This is a genomic window from Aeromonas sp. QDB17, assembly GCF_027705305.1.
Taxonomy (GTDB): domain Bacteria; phylum Pseudomonadota; class Gammaproteobacteria; order Enterobacterales; family Aeromonadaceae; genus Aeromonas; species Aeromonas caviae.
Window position 1 is genome coordinate 16204 of record NZ_JAPDBP010000022.1, and the last position, 15158, is coordinate 31361.

Below are 15158 nucleotides of genomic sequence, written 5' to 3' on the forward strand. Positions count from 1 at the left end.
TTCGTCCAGGCTTGTGGCTATCATCGAGACGATTTCTCCCTTCGGGAACCTGCATGAACTACTTGAGTCGTCTGCTGTGCCTCGCCCTGCTGATGTTCGGCAGCCACCTTGCCGCGGAGCCGCTGCGGGTGGGAGTCAGCTTTGCCATTCCTCCCTATGTCATCAGCCACGAAGACAGGGGCATTGAACTCGATCTCATGCGAGAGGCCTTCGCAGGCAGCCCCCATGAGCTGCAGGTCGTCTATCTTCCCCTGGAGCGCACCTTCAGGATGCTGGAGGAAGGCAAGCTGGACGCCATCATCAACGTCAAACCCGGCATGCTGGAAAGCGCCTACCTCTCACAGCCGGTGATCACCTTCCACAACCGGGTCTTTACCCTGGCGCCGACGGCAGTCCACACCATGAAGGATTTGCAGACCCTGCGAGTCAGTGCCTTCCAGCGTGCACGGCAGATTCTGGGAACGACCTTCTCCGACATCGTCGACCAGAATCCCCGTTATGAAGAGGTGGCGAGGCAGGAGGGACAGGTACAGCGGCTGCTGCTCGGGCGCACCGATGCCGTGATCCTGGAACAGCGGGTGTTCTACTACTATCTGGCGCAGTTGCTCGGGGATGACCAGGAGGGCGACCGCTATCCCAAGGACAAGGTCAGACAGCACAACCTCTTCCCCCCGACTCACTACCACTTCGCCTTTCGCGAGGCGGGCCACCGGCAATGGTTCGACAGACAGCTCGCCAAGATGAAGGCGGACGGGCGCTATGAGCGGATCTTTGCCGCCTATGGCACCACCTCTACTGCCGGAGACAAAAAAGCCAGCCCATGATGGACTGGCTTGATACCGGCTCCGGGGAGCCGCAGTGGATGGAGCGTTACTTCATCGCGCTGCCGTTTTTCAGCTCTGCTTTCTGACGTTTGGCTTCGCGTTTCTCTTTCAGTGACATCTGCGGTTTTTTCTTGGCATCTTTGCCGTGATGCTGTTCTTTGTTGCTCATCATCAGACTCCAAAAAGGTTACCTGGACAGTTGGAACGGGTGTTCCAGCATGTCAGCCGAATCGTGGATTTCAGTACGCCAACAGTGACGATCGGGGATCGCACTGGCCTCAGCATACTCCCAATCTTCCGCCGGGATCCAGCCTCCCGGCAGCGCCTGTCAGCCAGGCGTTCCCGTCGCGTGCTCCCCCCCGGAAATGACGACCGGGCGACACTTTTGGCATCCGGGGACGGATGGTCAGCCTGTCCCCGATGGATGTGTGTTAGGGTGGACATTCAACGATCGCAGGAGCGCGTCATGAAGAAGCTGGAAATGAAGGATCTGACCGAGGCCGAGAAAGCCGAGATTGCCCTGCTGGTGCAAAAAGCCCAGGCCAATGCCGATCACACCCTGACCAACGGGGAGCGCAACAAAATCCGCGAGGCAGGACGCCAGAAGATCGCCGCCGATCGCGCCCAGGCCGCCAAGGCGGCTTCCGCACTGGCGCGGGAAAAAGCCAAGGAGCGAGCCAGCGCCCAAGTGCTGCCCGACACCTTCAACTGGTCCGATTCCGTCAGCAACAAATACCGTGGCAGACGGTAACGGCAGCATGAATGCTCGCAGATGACGCTGCTGCAAAAAAGGGGGCTGGCAGAGCGTCATGTCATCCCCCTGAAAAGGGCAGCAGAAGGCGCCTGGCAGCTGATGCACACCCGGATAAAACGCCTATCCAGCCATCACTGACTGAAACGAATACCAAGATAAAGATTGCCATGACAGGGTGTGCGTGTTCTAATCGTTTTCGATGGTTCGGTAGTTCAGACCTGATTATGTTAGGCAGTCATCTTAAAGCAGTGATTTGTGCAGGCAGTTATCCCCGATAATTCTTGCCAGATAATTCTCCTTCTTTAGTGCTCCCCATACGTATTTCTGACGAAAAATCATGGATTGCCGCTCCGGTGGCGTTTCACTAATCACTACTCAAGGAAATTATCATGTCCAAAATGACTGGTACCGTAAAATTCTTCAACGCCGAGAAAGGCTTCGGTTTCATCTCCCCGGCTGACGGCAGCAAAGACGTGTTCGTTCACTTCTCCGCCATCCAGTCCAACGGTTTCAAAACCCTGGAAGAAGGTCAGCGCGTTGAGTTCACCATCGAGCAAGGCCAGAAAGGCCCGGCTGCTGCGAACGTCGTTCCGCAGTAATTCAAGCCGGAGCACCTTCCCCTCTTTGGGCAAGGGCCTCAGCAAGAATTGAAAAAACCCGCTTCGGCGGGTTTTTTGTTGCCCGTTTCCGGGTGGCCGACCTGTTGCCCTGCTTCCCTCTCGCCACGTGCAGCAAAAAGGGCACCCTGGTGGTGCCCCATTTCCTGGTCAGGTTCCTTACAGGGGCAGGCTGATCCGCGCCTCCAGCCCCCCCTCCTGGCGATTGTGGAGGCTGAGCTCACCGCCGTGCTGGTGCACCAGGGTGCGGGCGATGGCGAGCCCCAGTCCCACGCTGCCAGACTCGGTGTTGCGGGCTTCATCCAGGCGCACGAAGGGCTTGAACACCTCCTCCAGCTGGCTCTCCGCAATCCCCGGCCCCTGATCGCGAACCAGGATCAGCAACTCGCCGTCACCGCGCACCAGCGAGACCTCGGCCCCCCCTGCGTACTTGATGGCGTTGCCGATGAGGTTTTGCAGCACCCGGCGCAGGGTGTTGGCGCGGCAGGCGTAAACCTGCTTGCCCTCGGCCAGGCAGGTGACGGGCTGGCCCATGTCGGCATAGTCGTCACACAGGCTCTCCAGCAGGCTGACCAGATCCAGCTCCCGGGTCGCCTCCTGCTGCCCCTCCTCCCGGGCAAAGCTCAGGGTCGCCGCCAGCATCTGCTCCATCTGCTGCAGGGTCTGCTGGAAGCGCTCCTTGTCTTCCCCGTCCGCCAGAAACTCGCTGCGCAGCCGCAGGCTGGTGATGGGGGTGCGCAGGTCGTGGGAGATGGCGGCCAGCATCCGGGTTCTGTCCTGCACGAAGCGATCTAGCCGGGTGTGCATCCGGTTGAAGGCCTGGATGGACTCGCGGATCTCGGTGGGCCCCTCCTCGCGCAGGGGTTCGATGTCCTCACCACGCCCCAGCCTGTCGGCGTTGGCGGCCAGTTGCTTGAGGGGACGGGTCGCCCGGCGGAACAGCCAGATCATCAGGCCGATCACCAGGCTCGCCACCAGCAGCAGGTTGAGGGTGGTCTGCCAGGACCAGCTCGCCGTCTCCTTGTCCACCAGGGAGCTGAACTGGAGCCAGCCGCCGTTGGGCAGTTCGATGGAGCCGTAGAGCCGCATGTCCTGGGGCGGCGGCATGCCGTTGCGATCCTTCATCATGCGGTTGTGGTGCTGCCAGGCCCGGCTGCGCTGTATGTCCTGCTTCAGCTCGGCGCTGATCTCCACCGCCAGGGAGGATGGATAGCCGAGCTTGGCCCGCACCAGCTTCTCGAAGCGGGGGCTGCGGTTGTCCGGCTGCAACGGCTCGTCGGCCAGACGCAGCAGCAGGGTCTCGCTGCGGCTTGCCTTGAGGATCTCGTGATAGAGGGAAGGAGGAGAGAGGGAGAGCAGGCGCACCACGGAGATGATGCGTTGCATGGCGTTGCGGCTGTTGACGTAACCGAGGGCCTCCTCCCTGTCCGAGCGGTAGATCTGGATACTGAGCAGCTGGATCAGCACCAGCCCCGCCAGGGCCACCAGCACTATCTGGCCGGTCAACCCCTTGGGCAGCAGCCTGGCGAAGACGCGCTTGATCATGTCGGCCTCACTCCTGGGTCACGTCGGCGGCGAACAGGTAACCGCCACCCCAGATGGTCTTGATGAGCTCGGGATTCTTGGGATCCCGCTCCAGCTTGCGCCGCAGCCGGCTCACCAGGGTATCGATGGCGCGATCGAAAGCCACCGCCTCCCGGCCACGGGCCAGATCCAGCAACTGATCCCGGCTCAGCACCCGCTGGGGCCGCTCCAGAAACACCTTGAGCAGATCGAACTCGGCGGTGGAGAGGCTCATCCCCACCCCCTCCTCGTCCACCAGCTCCCGGCGATTGACGTCGAGCAGCCAGCGATCGAAGCGCAGATCCCGGGTCAGGGTCTCCGGCACTGGCAGGCTCTCCGCCTGGGTACGGCGCATCACCGCCTTGATGCGGGCCAGCAGCTCCCGCGGGTTGAACGGCTTGGAGAGGTAGTCGTCCGCCCCCATCTCCAGGCCGATGATGCGGTCCGTCTCCTCCCCCATGGCGGTCAGCATGATGATCGGCAGACGGGATTTGACCCTGAGCTCGCGGCACAGGGTGAGGCCATCCTCCCCCGGCATCATCAGATCCAGCACCAGCAGGTCGAACTCCCGCTCATCCAGCAGCCGCTTCATCTCCTTGCCATCGCGGGCGCAACTGACGCGCATGCCATGCTGCTCCAGAAAGCGCTTGAGCAGATCGCGGATCTCGCTGTGGTCATCGACCACCAGAATATGAGGGCTGCCTTGGTTCATCATCATCTCTCCGTTATCGGGCTGGGGCGATTATACGAAAATCAACCGGGCGGGTTGTGTCAAAGTGTGCCAGCACGCCCCTGTGCCACACTCTGCTACAAAATAGGCCTCTACTGGCAAATTTCAGACACTTCCACGGTGTTTACTGGATACCAAGGCGAAAGAGCCTCTACCCGTACACATCCGACAGGAGTTACCCATGAAAAAGCTGACCAAGACCCTGCTGACCGCCACCCTGATCCTCGGCCTGCCGCTGGGCGCCTATGCCGCCAGCGAGGCGGTCTCCACCGCGCAACCGACCCAGGCCACGGCGACCGGTTGCCCCATGGACGGTACCGACATGATGGGCGGCAAGCATCATGGCGGCCGCCACGACAAGATGGCCCGCATGAAGAACATGACCCCGGAACAGATCCAGGCCCATCTGCAACAGCGCTACGACAAGATTGAAGATCCGGCCAAGAAGGCGGAGTTCGTGAAGAACCTTGGTCTGCGTGCAGACGGCATGATCAAGCACGCCGAGGTGATGAAGCAGTTCGCAGAAGCAAACCAGTAAATCGACGTGATGAAGCCGTTTGCCGAAGCAGACCAGTAAGTCGACGTAATGAAGCGGTTTGCCGAAGCAGACCCGTGATCCGGCGGGGCCCTGCCCCGACACCGGCGAAAACGACAGGGTGGCGCAAGCCACCCTTTTTTGTCTCCACCCCCCAGTTTTTTCACCTTTTCCTGCCTGGCCGCATCATGTTATGTGAGCGATAACAAACGTTTCACTTTCGAAATAAATCATAATGGTCCCTCACACAACAGACGCGGGCACGATCCCGGGCACAGTGGACAGGAGTCGTTATGGGATGGAATCTGGGCACAATCAAGGGGCGCTATACCGCCGTTTTTCTGGGCTTCATGGCGCTGGTGTGCGCCCTGACGGTGATCGGCATCCAGATCTGGATCACCCCCGCCCTGCAAAAAGCGGGGGAGGAGAACGTGGCGCTGCGAGTCGGCGAGATAGCGACCGATATCCGTGACCAGCTCAACGGGGTGCAGACCCAGTCGCGCAGCATTACCCAACTGGTGGCACAACTGCCGAGCGAGCAGATAGATGCCCAGCTCCCGGCCCTCATCGACCAGTACGGCAACAGCATGGTCTTCGGTGGCGGCATCTGGCCCCTGCCGGACAAGCGGGAGGCGGGGCGCGCCAAGTTCAGCACCTTCTTCCACAGGGATGCGTCCAACGCCCTCATTCCCAACACCTACTGGAACTCGGCAGAGGCGCCCAACTATTTCGATCAGCCCTGGCACAAGGCCGGTCAGCAGGCGCCCCGTGGCGTCTGTGCCTGGGCCGCCGCCTACAAGGATGGCGCGAGCCAGCAGCCGAGAACCAACTGCGCCATGGGGATCTACCAGGATGGCACCCTCTACGGGGTGTCGACCATAGACGTCACCCTGGGCTTCTTCAACGACCTGGTGGCCAAGAAAGAGCAGGAGATCGGCGGTCAGGTGATGATCATCGAGGCTGACGGCAAGATCCTGAGCCGCAACGCCCGTCTGACCGGGGATGTGGTGCTTGGCAACCTCTCCGCCCACGCTGACTATCCCTTCGCCCTCGCCATCAGCGGCCTGCTGGGCCAGGATGCGAGCAAGGGGCAGCTGCGTACCACCTTCCAGGATCAGGGTGAGGAACAGACCCTGCTGATGGAGGCCATCGAAGGGACCCCCTGGTTGCTGGCCGCCGCCCTGCCGACCCGCACCCTGACCCAGGACTGCCGGGATGTGCTCGCCACCTTGGCGAGCATCCAGCTCCCCCTGGCGGGGCTGCTGTTCGTGCTCATGGTGCTGGCCATCAGCCAGCTTGGCAGCCGCCTGCAGACCCTCAAGCTCAACATCGACGCCCTCAGCGCCGGCGACGCCGATCTGACCGCCCGCATCCAGGTCAAAGGGCATGACGAGCTGGACAACATCGCCCTGTCGGTCAACCGCTTCATCGCCTTCCTGCAACAGATGATGGTGCAGGTGACCGCCGCCACCGACCTCATCACCCGCGAGCTGGCCCAGCTCGATCAGCAGACCGGGCAGGCCAGGCGGATCCTGGGAGAACACGCCAGCGAAACCGATCAGGTCGTCACCGCCCTCAACGAACTCAGCTCCACCGCCGACAGCGTTGCCCGCCACGCCAACGACTCCGCCAGCTTCACCGAGGCCGCCAACGGTCAGGCGGCCAGCTCCCGCAAGGTGGTGGGGTCGGCCTCCGCCAGCGTGGTGGCCCTCATCGACGAGGTGGATCTCGCCGCCGCCAAGGTGCTGGAGATGCAGGAAGATGCCCAGCAGATCGGCAGCGTGCTCGGGGTGATCGGCGGCATCGCCGCCCAAACCAACCTGCTGGCGCTCAACGCCGCCATCGAGGCGGCCCGGGCCGGTGAACAGGGCCGGGGCTTCGCGGTGGTGGCCGACGAGGTGCGTGCCCTCGCGGCACGCACCCAGAACAGCACCGCCGAAGTGGGCAGCATGTTGTCACGGCTCACCCAGGGGGTCGCCGAGGCCGTGGTCGCCATGGAGCAGACCAAGCGCAGTTGCCAGGCGGCGGCCGACACCACGGGGCAGGTCACCGGCGGCCTCGACACCATGGCCGACGCCGTGGTGCAGATCCACGATCTCAGCAGCCAGATCGCCACCGCTGCCGAGGAGCAGAGCCGGGTGACCGAGGAGATCAACCGCAACATGGTGAGCATTCGCGACATGCTGAACCTCCTGGTGGAGAACGGCGGCAACACGGAGCAGAGCGCCGCCACCCTGCTGGGGTCCAACCGCCAGTTGCTGGCCCTGGTACACCGCTTCAAGGTGTGAGCCTGAACACCAGGCAGCAAAAAGGGGCCCGCGGGCCCCTTTTTCATTCACCTTGCCAGGACTCAGGCCTTGTTGGCCAGGTTCAGGGTCTTCACGGTCTCGCCTTCGAACTTGATGACCACGTTCTTCTGGGCCACTTCGGAGTCTTTCAGCAGGGACTTGGTGGTCTCGGCCAGCAGCGGGGAGGCCTTGTTCAGAGCGTCCAGGTCATAGGTCCACACTTCCAGACCGGCGTCGGTCTTGGTGCTGGCCGGGGCGCCCAGCTTGTCCTTGATGGCCTGCTTGTTGGAGCCGCCTTCCTTGATGTCCAGAGCCTTCTTGATTGCTTCGTTGGAAGCGGTGTCCATGGCGTTGCCAGCCATCTCTTTGGCGGTGCTGGTGACGCTGCTGGTCACGGTGTCGGTCAGGGAATCCATCAGGCCGGCGTGGGCAACCAGAGGCAGGGCGGTCAGGGCAATCAGCAAGGACTTTTTCATGAAGATACATCTCGCAAGAATGAAAAGAGCGCGCATGAAACCAGCGGGATGAATTGGAGTCAAGAAAATCCCTTGGTCAAGCCGTATTCGGGGGGGAAAAGCCCCGTAGCGGCTCCGACCAGTGCCCTTGTCAGCCGCTGAGCTGGTCCTTGCCCGCCAGCTTGGCCCGGTAGAGCGCCCTGTCGACCCGTGCCATCAGGTGGGACACCTGCTCGTCGGGGTCGGACTCCACCAACCCGAAACTCAAGGTCACGGGCTCGATCCCCTTGACCCTGGCATGACTCAGGCGCTGCCTCAGCTTCTCGGCCACCACCCGGGCGTCGGGCAACCGGGTATTGGGAAGCACCAGCATGAACTCGTCACCCCCCCAGCGGGCCAGCAGATCGATCTCGCGGATGCAGCCCCGGGTCAGCTGCACGATATCGATCAGGGTCTGGTCCCCCACCCCGTGGCCATGGCGATCGTTGATCTGCTTGAAGTCGTCCACGTCCATGGCGATCACGGCAAAGGGCTCCTTGAAGCGCTTGGCGCGCTCATGCTCCAGCCGCACCGCCTGCTCCAGCCGATAGCGGCTGGCCGCGCCGGTCAGGGAGTCCGTCTCCGCCAGGCGGCGGTTCTCCTCCACCTGGAACTGCAATGCCTGGTTGAGCCGCTCCAGTTCGGCGGTACGCTGCGCCACCTGCTGCTCCAGGGTGCGGTTTTGCAGCTCCAGCCTGGCGTAGAGTTCCCGCTGGGCGTGGATGTTGCGGTGTGCCCCCACCATCCTGGCGACACTGCCGTCCGGGTTGCGTGCGACGATGCGGCCGCAATCCGCCACCCAGAGGTAGTCACCGTTACGGCAACGGCAGCGGTACTCGGCCCGGTAGTCTGCCGCCCGCCCGCTCAGGCAGGCATCGAAGCTCTCCATGACCTGCGCCAGATCGTCCGGGTGGATCAGGTTCTCCCAGGTGAAGACGGTGTTGTCGAGGGAGTGGGGCTCATACCCCAGCATCTGATACCAGCCGGGATAGCGATGGACATAGCCGGTGTTGGCATTCCAGTCCCAGAGACCGTCGCTCACGACCTCCAGCATGCCGCTCATCACGGCCTCGTCGAGGGCCGGTTGCCTTGTCATCTCATTGTCATGCAGCATGAAAACCTTCCTTGTTCTGCTACTCGGCGCCACGGATCCGCTTGTTGACCTGGCGGGAGAACCGGGCCTGCCGGTCGAGCCTTCAAGGGGGCGACTGGCCTCGACACCCCGTCATGACGGGTTATCGGCCAGGTTGCTCTCTTGTTGAACAACAGTAGCAGCCCGCACACTTTCGAGTCTTGCGCGCCGTCACGCTCCCTTCCGTTCTTCTGCCGGCCAGATTGCACCACGGCGGTGCACACCTTTGGCGCAGCCCTGCCCATATTGGGCAAGCCTCGCTGACCAGGGCTGCGATTAATAAGTAAGTGCATGAATAAAAAGAAAAATACTTTTCTGGCGCAATATTTGCCTTTATCTGGGTGAACCACAAGGATTGGGGATATTGCATGAAATTAATCACCGCCATCATCAAGCCGTTCAAACTCGACGACGTGCGCGAAGCCATCGCCAACCTCGGCGTCGAGGGGCTGACGGTTTCCGAGGTCAAGGGGTTTGGCCGCCAGAAGGGGCACACCGAGCTGTACCGGGGTGCCGAATACCAGGTGGATTTCCTGCCCAAGGTAAAGCTGGAGATCGCCACCCTGGCCGACAACGTCGAGCAGATCATCGAAGCCATCAGCAAGGCCGCCCACACCGGCAAGATAGGTGACGGCAAGATCTTCGTTTATGACCTGCAGGCCGCCGTGCGCATCCGCACCGGCGAGACCGACGCAGACGCCCTTTGATACGACTGGAACTGAGGAATACGACATGGAAGAGTTGATCACATCCGTCAGCGAGCTGCGCTATGCACTCGACACCTTCTACCTGCTGATCTCCGGCGTGCTGGTCATGTGGATGGCCGCCGGGTTCGCCATGCTCGAAGCCGGCCTGGTCCGCGCCAAGAACACCACCGAGATCCTGACCAAGAACATCCTGCTCTATGCCATCGCCTGCATCATGTTCCTGCTGGTCGGCTACAACATCATGTACGTGGACAACAGCGCCGGCGGCTGGCTGCCGAGCTTTGGCAGCCTGATGGGCAGCCAGGCGGACGACGCGGGCCACTCCCTGCACTCCGACTTCTTCTTCCAGGTGGTGTTCGTCGCCACCGCCACCTCCATCATCTCAGGTGCGGTGGCAGAGCGGATGAAGCTCTGGTCCTTCCTGCTGTTCTGCGTGGTGATGACCGGCTTCATCTACCCCGTGGAAGGCTACTGGAGCTGGGGCGGCGGCTTCCTGAAGGAGGCGGGCTTCTCCGACTTCGCAGGCTCCGGCATCGTCCACATGGCGGGCGCTGCCGCTGCCCTGGCCGCCGTGCTGCTGCTCGGCCCCCGTCGCGGCAAATATGGCAAGCAAGGGGAGATCTACCCCATCCCCGGCTCCAACCTGCCGCTCGCGACCCTGGGCACCCTGATCCTCTGGATGGGCTGGTTCGGCTTCAACGGTGGCTCCCAACTGGCGCTCTCCAGCGCCGCTGATGCCACCGCCATCGGCACCGTGTTCGTCAACACCAACGCCGCCGCGGCCGCCGGTGTGGTCGGCGCCCTGCTGGTCAGCAAGCTCACCTGGGGCAAGGCGGATCTCACCATGATCCTCAACGGCGCCCTCGGCGGTCTGGTCGCCATCACCGCCGACCCGGCCTCCCCCAGCCCGCTGTTCGCCAGCCTGATCGGCGCCCTGGCCGGTGCCCTGGTGGTCTACGCCATCGTCGCCTTCGATCGCCTGAAGATCGATGATCCGGTCGGCGCCATCTCGGTACACGGCGTCTGCGGCCTGTTCGGCCTGATGGTGGTGCCTTTCTCCAACACGAGCGCCACCTTCGGCGCCCAGTTGCTGGGGGCCGCCACCATCTTCGGCTGGGTCTTTGTCGTCTCCCTCGTGGTCTGGAGCCTGCTCAAGGCCACCATGGGCCTGCGGGTCAGCGAAGAGGAAGAGATGATGGGTGTGGATGTCCACGAGTGCGGCATCGATGCCTACCCCGAGTTCGTCAGCGTCAAATCCAGCATCTAAGCACGCCATCTGCTTGCGGGGCCCGGGGGACACCTCGGGCCCCGTTTTTTTGGCGGCTCGGCGCCCCTGAAGGCAGGAGGACGGTTCGAGCGATGCCACTCTGCCAAGTAGCCGGTGAACCCTCTGCTTTGCCCCCTCCCCTTTGCAAAGGGAGGGTCGGGATGTGCCGTGCCGATTGATGGATGGAGCCATGACCCCCTCCCCGCCTCCCCCTTGGCAGGGGGAGGAGCAACCAAGCAGCCCCTGTCTGGACGGATCAAATCATCGAGGTGGCAGCCACGTAGGTTCGATTAGCGAAGCGTAATCGGACAGCGGTAACGGCATTGCTCCCTTCTCCCGTTTATTAAAAAAGGAGGAGAAGGGCTGGAGATAAGGGGCAGGAAAAAGAGAGTTCGCGGTAAACGTTGGGCTTCGCTACGCTCAGCTATGACAAAGCAATCGGTAGTTTTGTATTGATCCAAGCAAGACAAACCTACAAAATTTTAAAAATAAAAAAATATTAGAGGTAAAGTGCAAAGCTCAATATATATAGCCAATATTTTATTGTGTTTGCTCCCACCACACTTTATTATGACTTCGCTTACTTATTTAGGAAGTAAGGTGTATCACAAGCTGTCAAGTAGAACGCGCACCAGTACACTGGCTAGCAGACGACTTGCATGGCCGCAGATGGCTAGTAGACTCACGTCGAACACTCCTGCGATGATGGTATCATATATCATATCTGACATTCGTGGCCGACATCATATCGGTGTTGTGAATGCGTATTTAAGTACGTTTGTTAAGCCCGGATTGGGAATCGGATGGCCACAGTCCTTTACCTTTCCGGGTTTTGCAATTTAAGGCTCAATATGATGAACTCAGAAAATCAATGGTTTCGGAGTCGTGGTTACTTACATTTTGATTCTCCAGTAAAATTACGAAAAGCCTGTCAAATTGTAAAATCTCCTCTCAATGTTGCCCACCATGCATTCCTCCCGCTAATAAGTTACGATATACACAGCTTTAAAATATCAATAGACAAAGATGGTAATGTTCAAAAGAAAATCAAAGAAAGGCCAATTTCATATGCATCACACATCGACTCTCACATTTACTCTTACTATGCAGAGTTATTGTCTAATGTATATGAGAAGGCTCTCCACGAATTGCAATTAAAAGACTCCGTACTTGCTTTCAGATCTCTTGGAAAAAGTAATATTGATTTTGCTAACACGGCCTTTGAAAAAATAAAGGCTCATGGTGATTGCACTGCAATCGCGATGGATATCTCTGGTTTCTTTGATAATTTAGATCATGTAATACTCAAATCAATGTGGTGCAAATTACTCCAAGAAAACTCATTACCAGATGACCATTTCAATATATACTGTTCTCTAACCAAATCGTCTACAGTCAATAGAGACCTATTGTATGCAGCGCTTAAAATATCGAGAAACAATCCAAAATCTACAGGGGCAAGGCTTTGCGATATAAAAACCTTCAGAGATAAAATACGAGGCCTAGGGCTAATAAAAACCAACTCGACTGGAAGAGGTATACCACAAGGAACATCTATAAGCGCTCTTCTGTCTAATATATACATGCTAGATTTCGACAAGAAAATAAAAGACATGGTGGTATCTATTTCAGGAGAATACTATCGTTACTGTGACGATATGCTTTTTATCATCGATAGTGATAAAACCAGCGAGTTAATATCTATAGTGACACAAAGCATCTCCGAGCTAAAGATAGAAATAAATGATAAGAAAACAGAGGTTAGAAACTTCCACGTATATAGCGGAGTTCAAAAATGCGACAAGCCGCTACAATATTTAGGGTTCATTTTTGATGGCGAAAGAAAACTAATTAGATCAGCAGCCCTAGCTAGGTTTTCAGGCAGAATGAAAGCTGGGGTTAGGTTAGCTAAAAAGACGCATCAAAAAGCTAACCTTATCGAAGAGAAAAATGGTGTAGCCAAAACACCACTATTTAAGAAGAAAATTTATGAGCGTTACTCGCATTTAAGCAAGCGAAACTTCATTACATATGGCCATAAAGCGGCAAATATAATGGGTTCTAATGCGATCAAAAAGCAATTAAAACCCCTTTGGGGGAGACTGCTCAAAGAGATAAATGAGCAATAATTGTTCACTCCTAAAAACATACGTTGACGGCGGCAACTCCCTTCACCGCCGTACCATCGCTCACTCCCCCAACCTCTCCGCCAATCCGGAATACCGCTCGGTCTTTTTCCGCACCGCCTGTGCCAGCAGGGCGCGATCGCCGTAGAGATCGAGGCGGGCCTTGGCGCGGGTGATACCGGTGTAGACCAGCTCGCGGGTCAGGAGCGGGCTGGGGCTGTCGGGCAGCACCAGCACGGTATGGGCAAACTCCGACCCCTGGGATTTGTGAATGGTCATGGCGTAGACCGTCTCATGGGGGGGCAACCGGCTGGGCAGCAAAGCCCGCAGGGTGCCGTCCGGCTGCTCGAACCACACCTTGAGGCGGCCGGTGTCATCGGGCAGGCAGAGCCCCATGTCGCCGTTGTAGAGGCCCACCCCGTGGTCGTTGCGCACCACCATCACCGGGCGGCCCGCATACCAGTCGCCATCACGCTGGATCAGCCCTGCCTTGGCGAGGGCCAATTCGAGCCGCTCGTTGAGCCCCGTCACCCCGAAGGGGCCGTCCCGCAGGGCGCAGAGGATCTGGAAGCCGTTGAACGCCTTGAACACCGCCGCCGGATCCTCTCCGGCCCGGGCCGCCTTGAGGTAGCTGCCATAACCGGCCACCCCCTCGGCAATCAGGGCGTTGTAGGCCTCCCCCGCCCAGGGATGCAGGCGGATGTCGCCAAATCCTGCGCCCCAGACCGCCTCCACCGCCGCCCCGTCGCCGCTGTTGCAGGCCCGCGCCAACTGGCCGATGCCCGAATGCTGGTCAAAGCGCCAGCTCTTGGAGAGCAAACAGAGGCTGTCGCGCACGCGGGCCCCCGCTGGCGTGCCTTGCAGGCGATAACCGGTCTGGCGGGAGAGCCAATCCGCCTGCGCGGGGCTGATGCCCTGTTCGATAAAGCTGCAGATATCGCCGAGCACGGCCCCCGCCTCCACCGAGGCGAGCTGATCCTTGTCGCCGAGCAGGATGAGGCGGGCATGGCTCGGCAACGCATCCAGCAGGCGCGCCATCATGGGCAGGTCCACCATGGAGGCCTCGTCCACCACCAGCAGGTCGAGGTGCAGCGGGTTGCCTCTGTGATGGCGGAACTGGCTGCGCCCGGGGATCACCCCGAGCAGCCGGTGCAGGGTGCCCGCCTCGGTGGGGATGGCCTCCACCCACTCGGGGGGCAGATCCAGGGCCTGCAGGGCAGCGCCGATACTCTCGGTCAGACGCGCCGCCGCCTTGCCGGTGGGGGCCACCAGCCGGATAGCCGGGGCCTTGCCCCCTTGCAGGCCGGTCTCCACCAGGATGGCGAGGAGCTTGGCCACCGTGGTGGTCTTGCCGGTGCCGGGGCCGCCGGAGATGACCGCGAAGGGGCGCGCCGCCGCCGTGGCCGCCGCCAGCTTCTGGCCGTTGCAGCAGAGCGCCTCGGGCACCAGGGTATCCAGCCGCTCCAGCTCGCTGGCCGCCTGGGCGCTCTTTAGCAGGGTCTCCACGGCGGGCCACTCCACCTCGTGGGGGAAGACCAGATCCAGGTACTTCTCCACAAAGTGGCGGACGGAGAAGTCCGGTGCGAGGCGGGCCTTGAGCAGGGCCCCGAACACCAGGCCGTAGTCGCGGGCAAAGAGGCGTGACAGGGCCGGGGCAATCTCCGGCCATTCGGCCCGTTCACTCAAGGCGCTAAGGTGGCGGGCCACCCCCAGCTCAAAGTCGTGGTAGCGGGTGAGGTAGAGGCGATCCCCCCAGAGTCGCAGGGGCCAGCGGGGGGTCTCCCCCTCCTCCTGTTCGCTCCCCACCAGGGGGCTGGCCGCAAAGAGGGCGGGCCAGCTCGCAGGATCCGCGAGATCCGCCAGCAGATCCCGGCTCTGATCCGGATCCAGCCCGAAGGGGCGCGAGGATCCCTGCCCGTCACCGCCCTGAGCGAGCATCGCCAGCGGCAGGCAGACGTGGCCGCGCCCCAGCTCATGGCAGGCGAGCGCGGCCCCCAGCACCAGCTCGGGGCAGCCGCCAAGGTCGGCCACCAGCCTGGCAAATTGCAGGTCAAGCTGGCGGATGCGCCCCGCCAGCGCCAAGGCTTTCAGCCGCTCTATCATGGTTTCGCCCTTCATCTC

The 15158-nt window shown here is 60.5% G+C and carries 14 protein-coding genes; 8 read left to right on the plus strand and 6 right to left on the minus strand.

The window, feature by feature from the left end:
- Window positions 1-53 precede the first annotated feature (53 nt).
- Window positions 54-824 carry an ABC transporter substrate-binding protein gene (locus tag OKC41_RS16900; RefSeq protein ID WP_201895220.1) on the plus strand — a complete coding sequence of 257 codons (771 nt, stop codon included), beginning with the start codon at window positions 54-56 and terminating at the stop codon, window positions 822-824.
- A 46-nt stretch (window positions 825-870) separates the two neighbouring features.
- Here the strand turns inward: OKC41_RS16900 and OKC41_RS16905 are convergent, their stop codons facing one another.
- The gene (locus OKC41_RS16905) at window positions 871-993 is read right to left on the minus strand and encodes a hypothetical protein (RefSeq protein ID WP_010675895.1); all 123 of its coding nucleotides are present in this window, start codon (window positions 991-993) and stop codon (window positions 871-873) included.
- Between the two features lie 297 nt (window positions 994-1290).
- Here OKC41_RS16905 and yjbD point away from each other — a divergent pair, with 297 nt between their 5' ends.
- Together yjbD and OKC41_RS16915 are read left to right on the plus strand one after the other, a co-directional pair.
- Window positions 1291-1575, plus strand: a complete 285-nt coding sequence (gene yjbD, locus OKC41_RS16910) for a DUF3811 domain-containing protein (RefSeq protein WP_042879473.1) — start codon at window positions 1291-1293, stop codon at window positions 1573-1575.
- A 392-nt stretch (window positions 1576-1967) separates the two neighbouring features.
- Window positions 1968-2177 carry a cold shock domain-containing protein gene (locus OKC41_RS16915; RefSeq protein WP_010675897.1) on the plus strand — a complete coding sequence of 70 codons (210 nt, stop codon included), beginning with the start codon at window positions 1968-1970 and terminating at the stop codon, window positions 2175-2177.
- Window positions 2178-2354: 177 nt separating this feature from the next.
- On the opposite strand, the gene OKC41_RS16920 is transcribed toward OKC41_RS16915, so the two are convergent.
- Complete coding sequence (locus OKC41_RS16920; protein ID WP_010675898.1) at window positions 2355-3740, minus strand: ATP-binding protein; 1386 nt, start codon at window positions 3738-3740, stop codon at window positions 2355-2357.
- Between the two features lie 7 nt (window positions 3741-3747).
- On the minus strand, window positions 3748-4470 hold the full coding sequence (locus OKC41_RS16925) for a response regulator (protein WP_010675899.1): 723 nt from the start codon (window positions 4468-4470) through the stop codon (window positions 3748-3750).
- Window positions 4471-4669: 199 nt separating this feature from the next.
- Between OKC41_RS16925 and OKC41_RS16930 the strand changes: the two genes are divergently transcribed.
- Both OKC41_RS16930 and OKC41_RS16935 read left to right on the plus strand, forming a co-directional pair.
- Window positions 4670-5026: a hypothetical protein gene (locus tag OKC41_RS16930; RefSeq protein WP_201895221.1), complete on the plus strand. Its 357-nt coding sequence runs from the start codon at window positions 4670-4672 to the stop codon at window positions 5024-5026.
- A gap of 290 nt (window positions 5027-5316) precedes the next feature.
- Window positions 5317-7311: a methyl-accepting chemotaxis protein gene (locus OKC41_RS16935; RefSeq protein WP_270672194.1), complete on the plus strand. Its 1995-nt coding sequence runs from the start codon at window positions 5317-5319 to the stop codon at window positions 7309-7311.
- Between the two features lie 62 nt (window positions 7312-7373).
- Here the strand turns inward: OKC41_RS16935 and OKC41_RS16940 are convergent, their stop codons facing one another.
- Entirely contained in the window at window positions 7374-7787 is a 414-nt protein-coding gene (locus OKC41_RS16940; RefSeq protein WP_010675902.1) for a hypothetical protein, read from the minus strand.
- Window positions 7788-7917: 130 nt separating this feature from the next.
- Entirely contained in the window at window positions 7918-8919 is a 1002-nt protein-coding gene (locus tag OKC41_RS16945; RefSeq protein WP_048209682.1) for a sensor domain-containing diguanylate cyclase, read from the minus strand.
- A 386-nt stretch (window positions 8920-9305) separates the two neighbouring features.
- Between OKC41_RS16945 and glnK the strand changes: the two genes are divergently transcribed.
- The 3 genes from glnK to drt2 all read left to right on the plus strand — a co-directional run bounded on the left by glnK (window position 9306) and on the right by drt2 (window position 13040).
- Entirely contained in the window at window positions 9306-9644 is a 339-nt protein-coding gene (glnK, locus tag OKC41_RS16950) for a P-II family nitrogen regulator (protein WP_010675904.1), read from the plus strand.
- Between the two features lie 25 nt (window positions 9645-9669).
- Complete coding sequence (locus OKC41_RS16955) at window positions 9670-10911, plus strand: ammonium transporter (RefSeq protein ID WP_042864817.1); 1242 nt, start codon at window positions 9670-9672, stop codon at window positions 10909-10911.
- 854 nt (window positions 10912-11765) lie between these two features.
- The gene (gene drt2 / locus OKC41_RS16960) at window positions 11766-13040 is read left to right on the plus strand and encodes an antiviral reverse transcriptase Drt2 (RefSeq protein WP_201902289.1); all 1275 of its coding nucleotides are present in this window, start codon (window positions 11766-11768) and stop codon (window positions 13038-13040) included.
- A gap of 60 nt (window positions 13041-13100) precedes the next feature.
- Here drt2 and recD read toward each other — a convergent pair whose 3' ends face one another.
- Window positions 13101-15155, minus strand: a complete 2055-nt coding sequence (gene recD / locus OKC41_RS16965) for an exodeoxyribonuclease V subunit alpha (RefSeq protein ID WP_270672195.1) — start codon at window positions 15153-15155, stop codon at window positions 13101-13103.
- Between the last annotated feature and the right edge of the window lie 3 nt (window positions 15156-15158).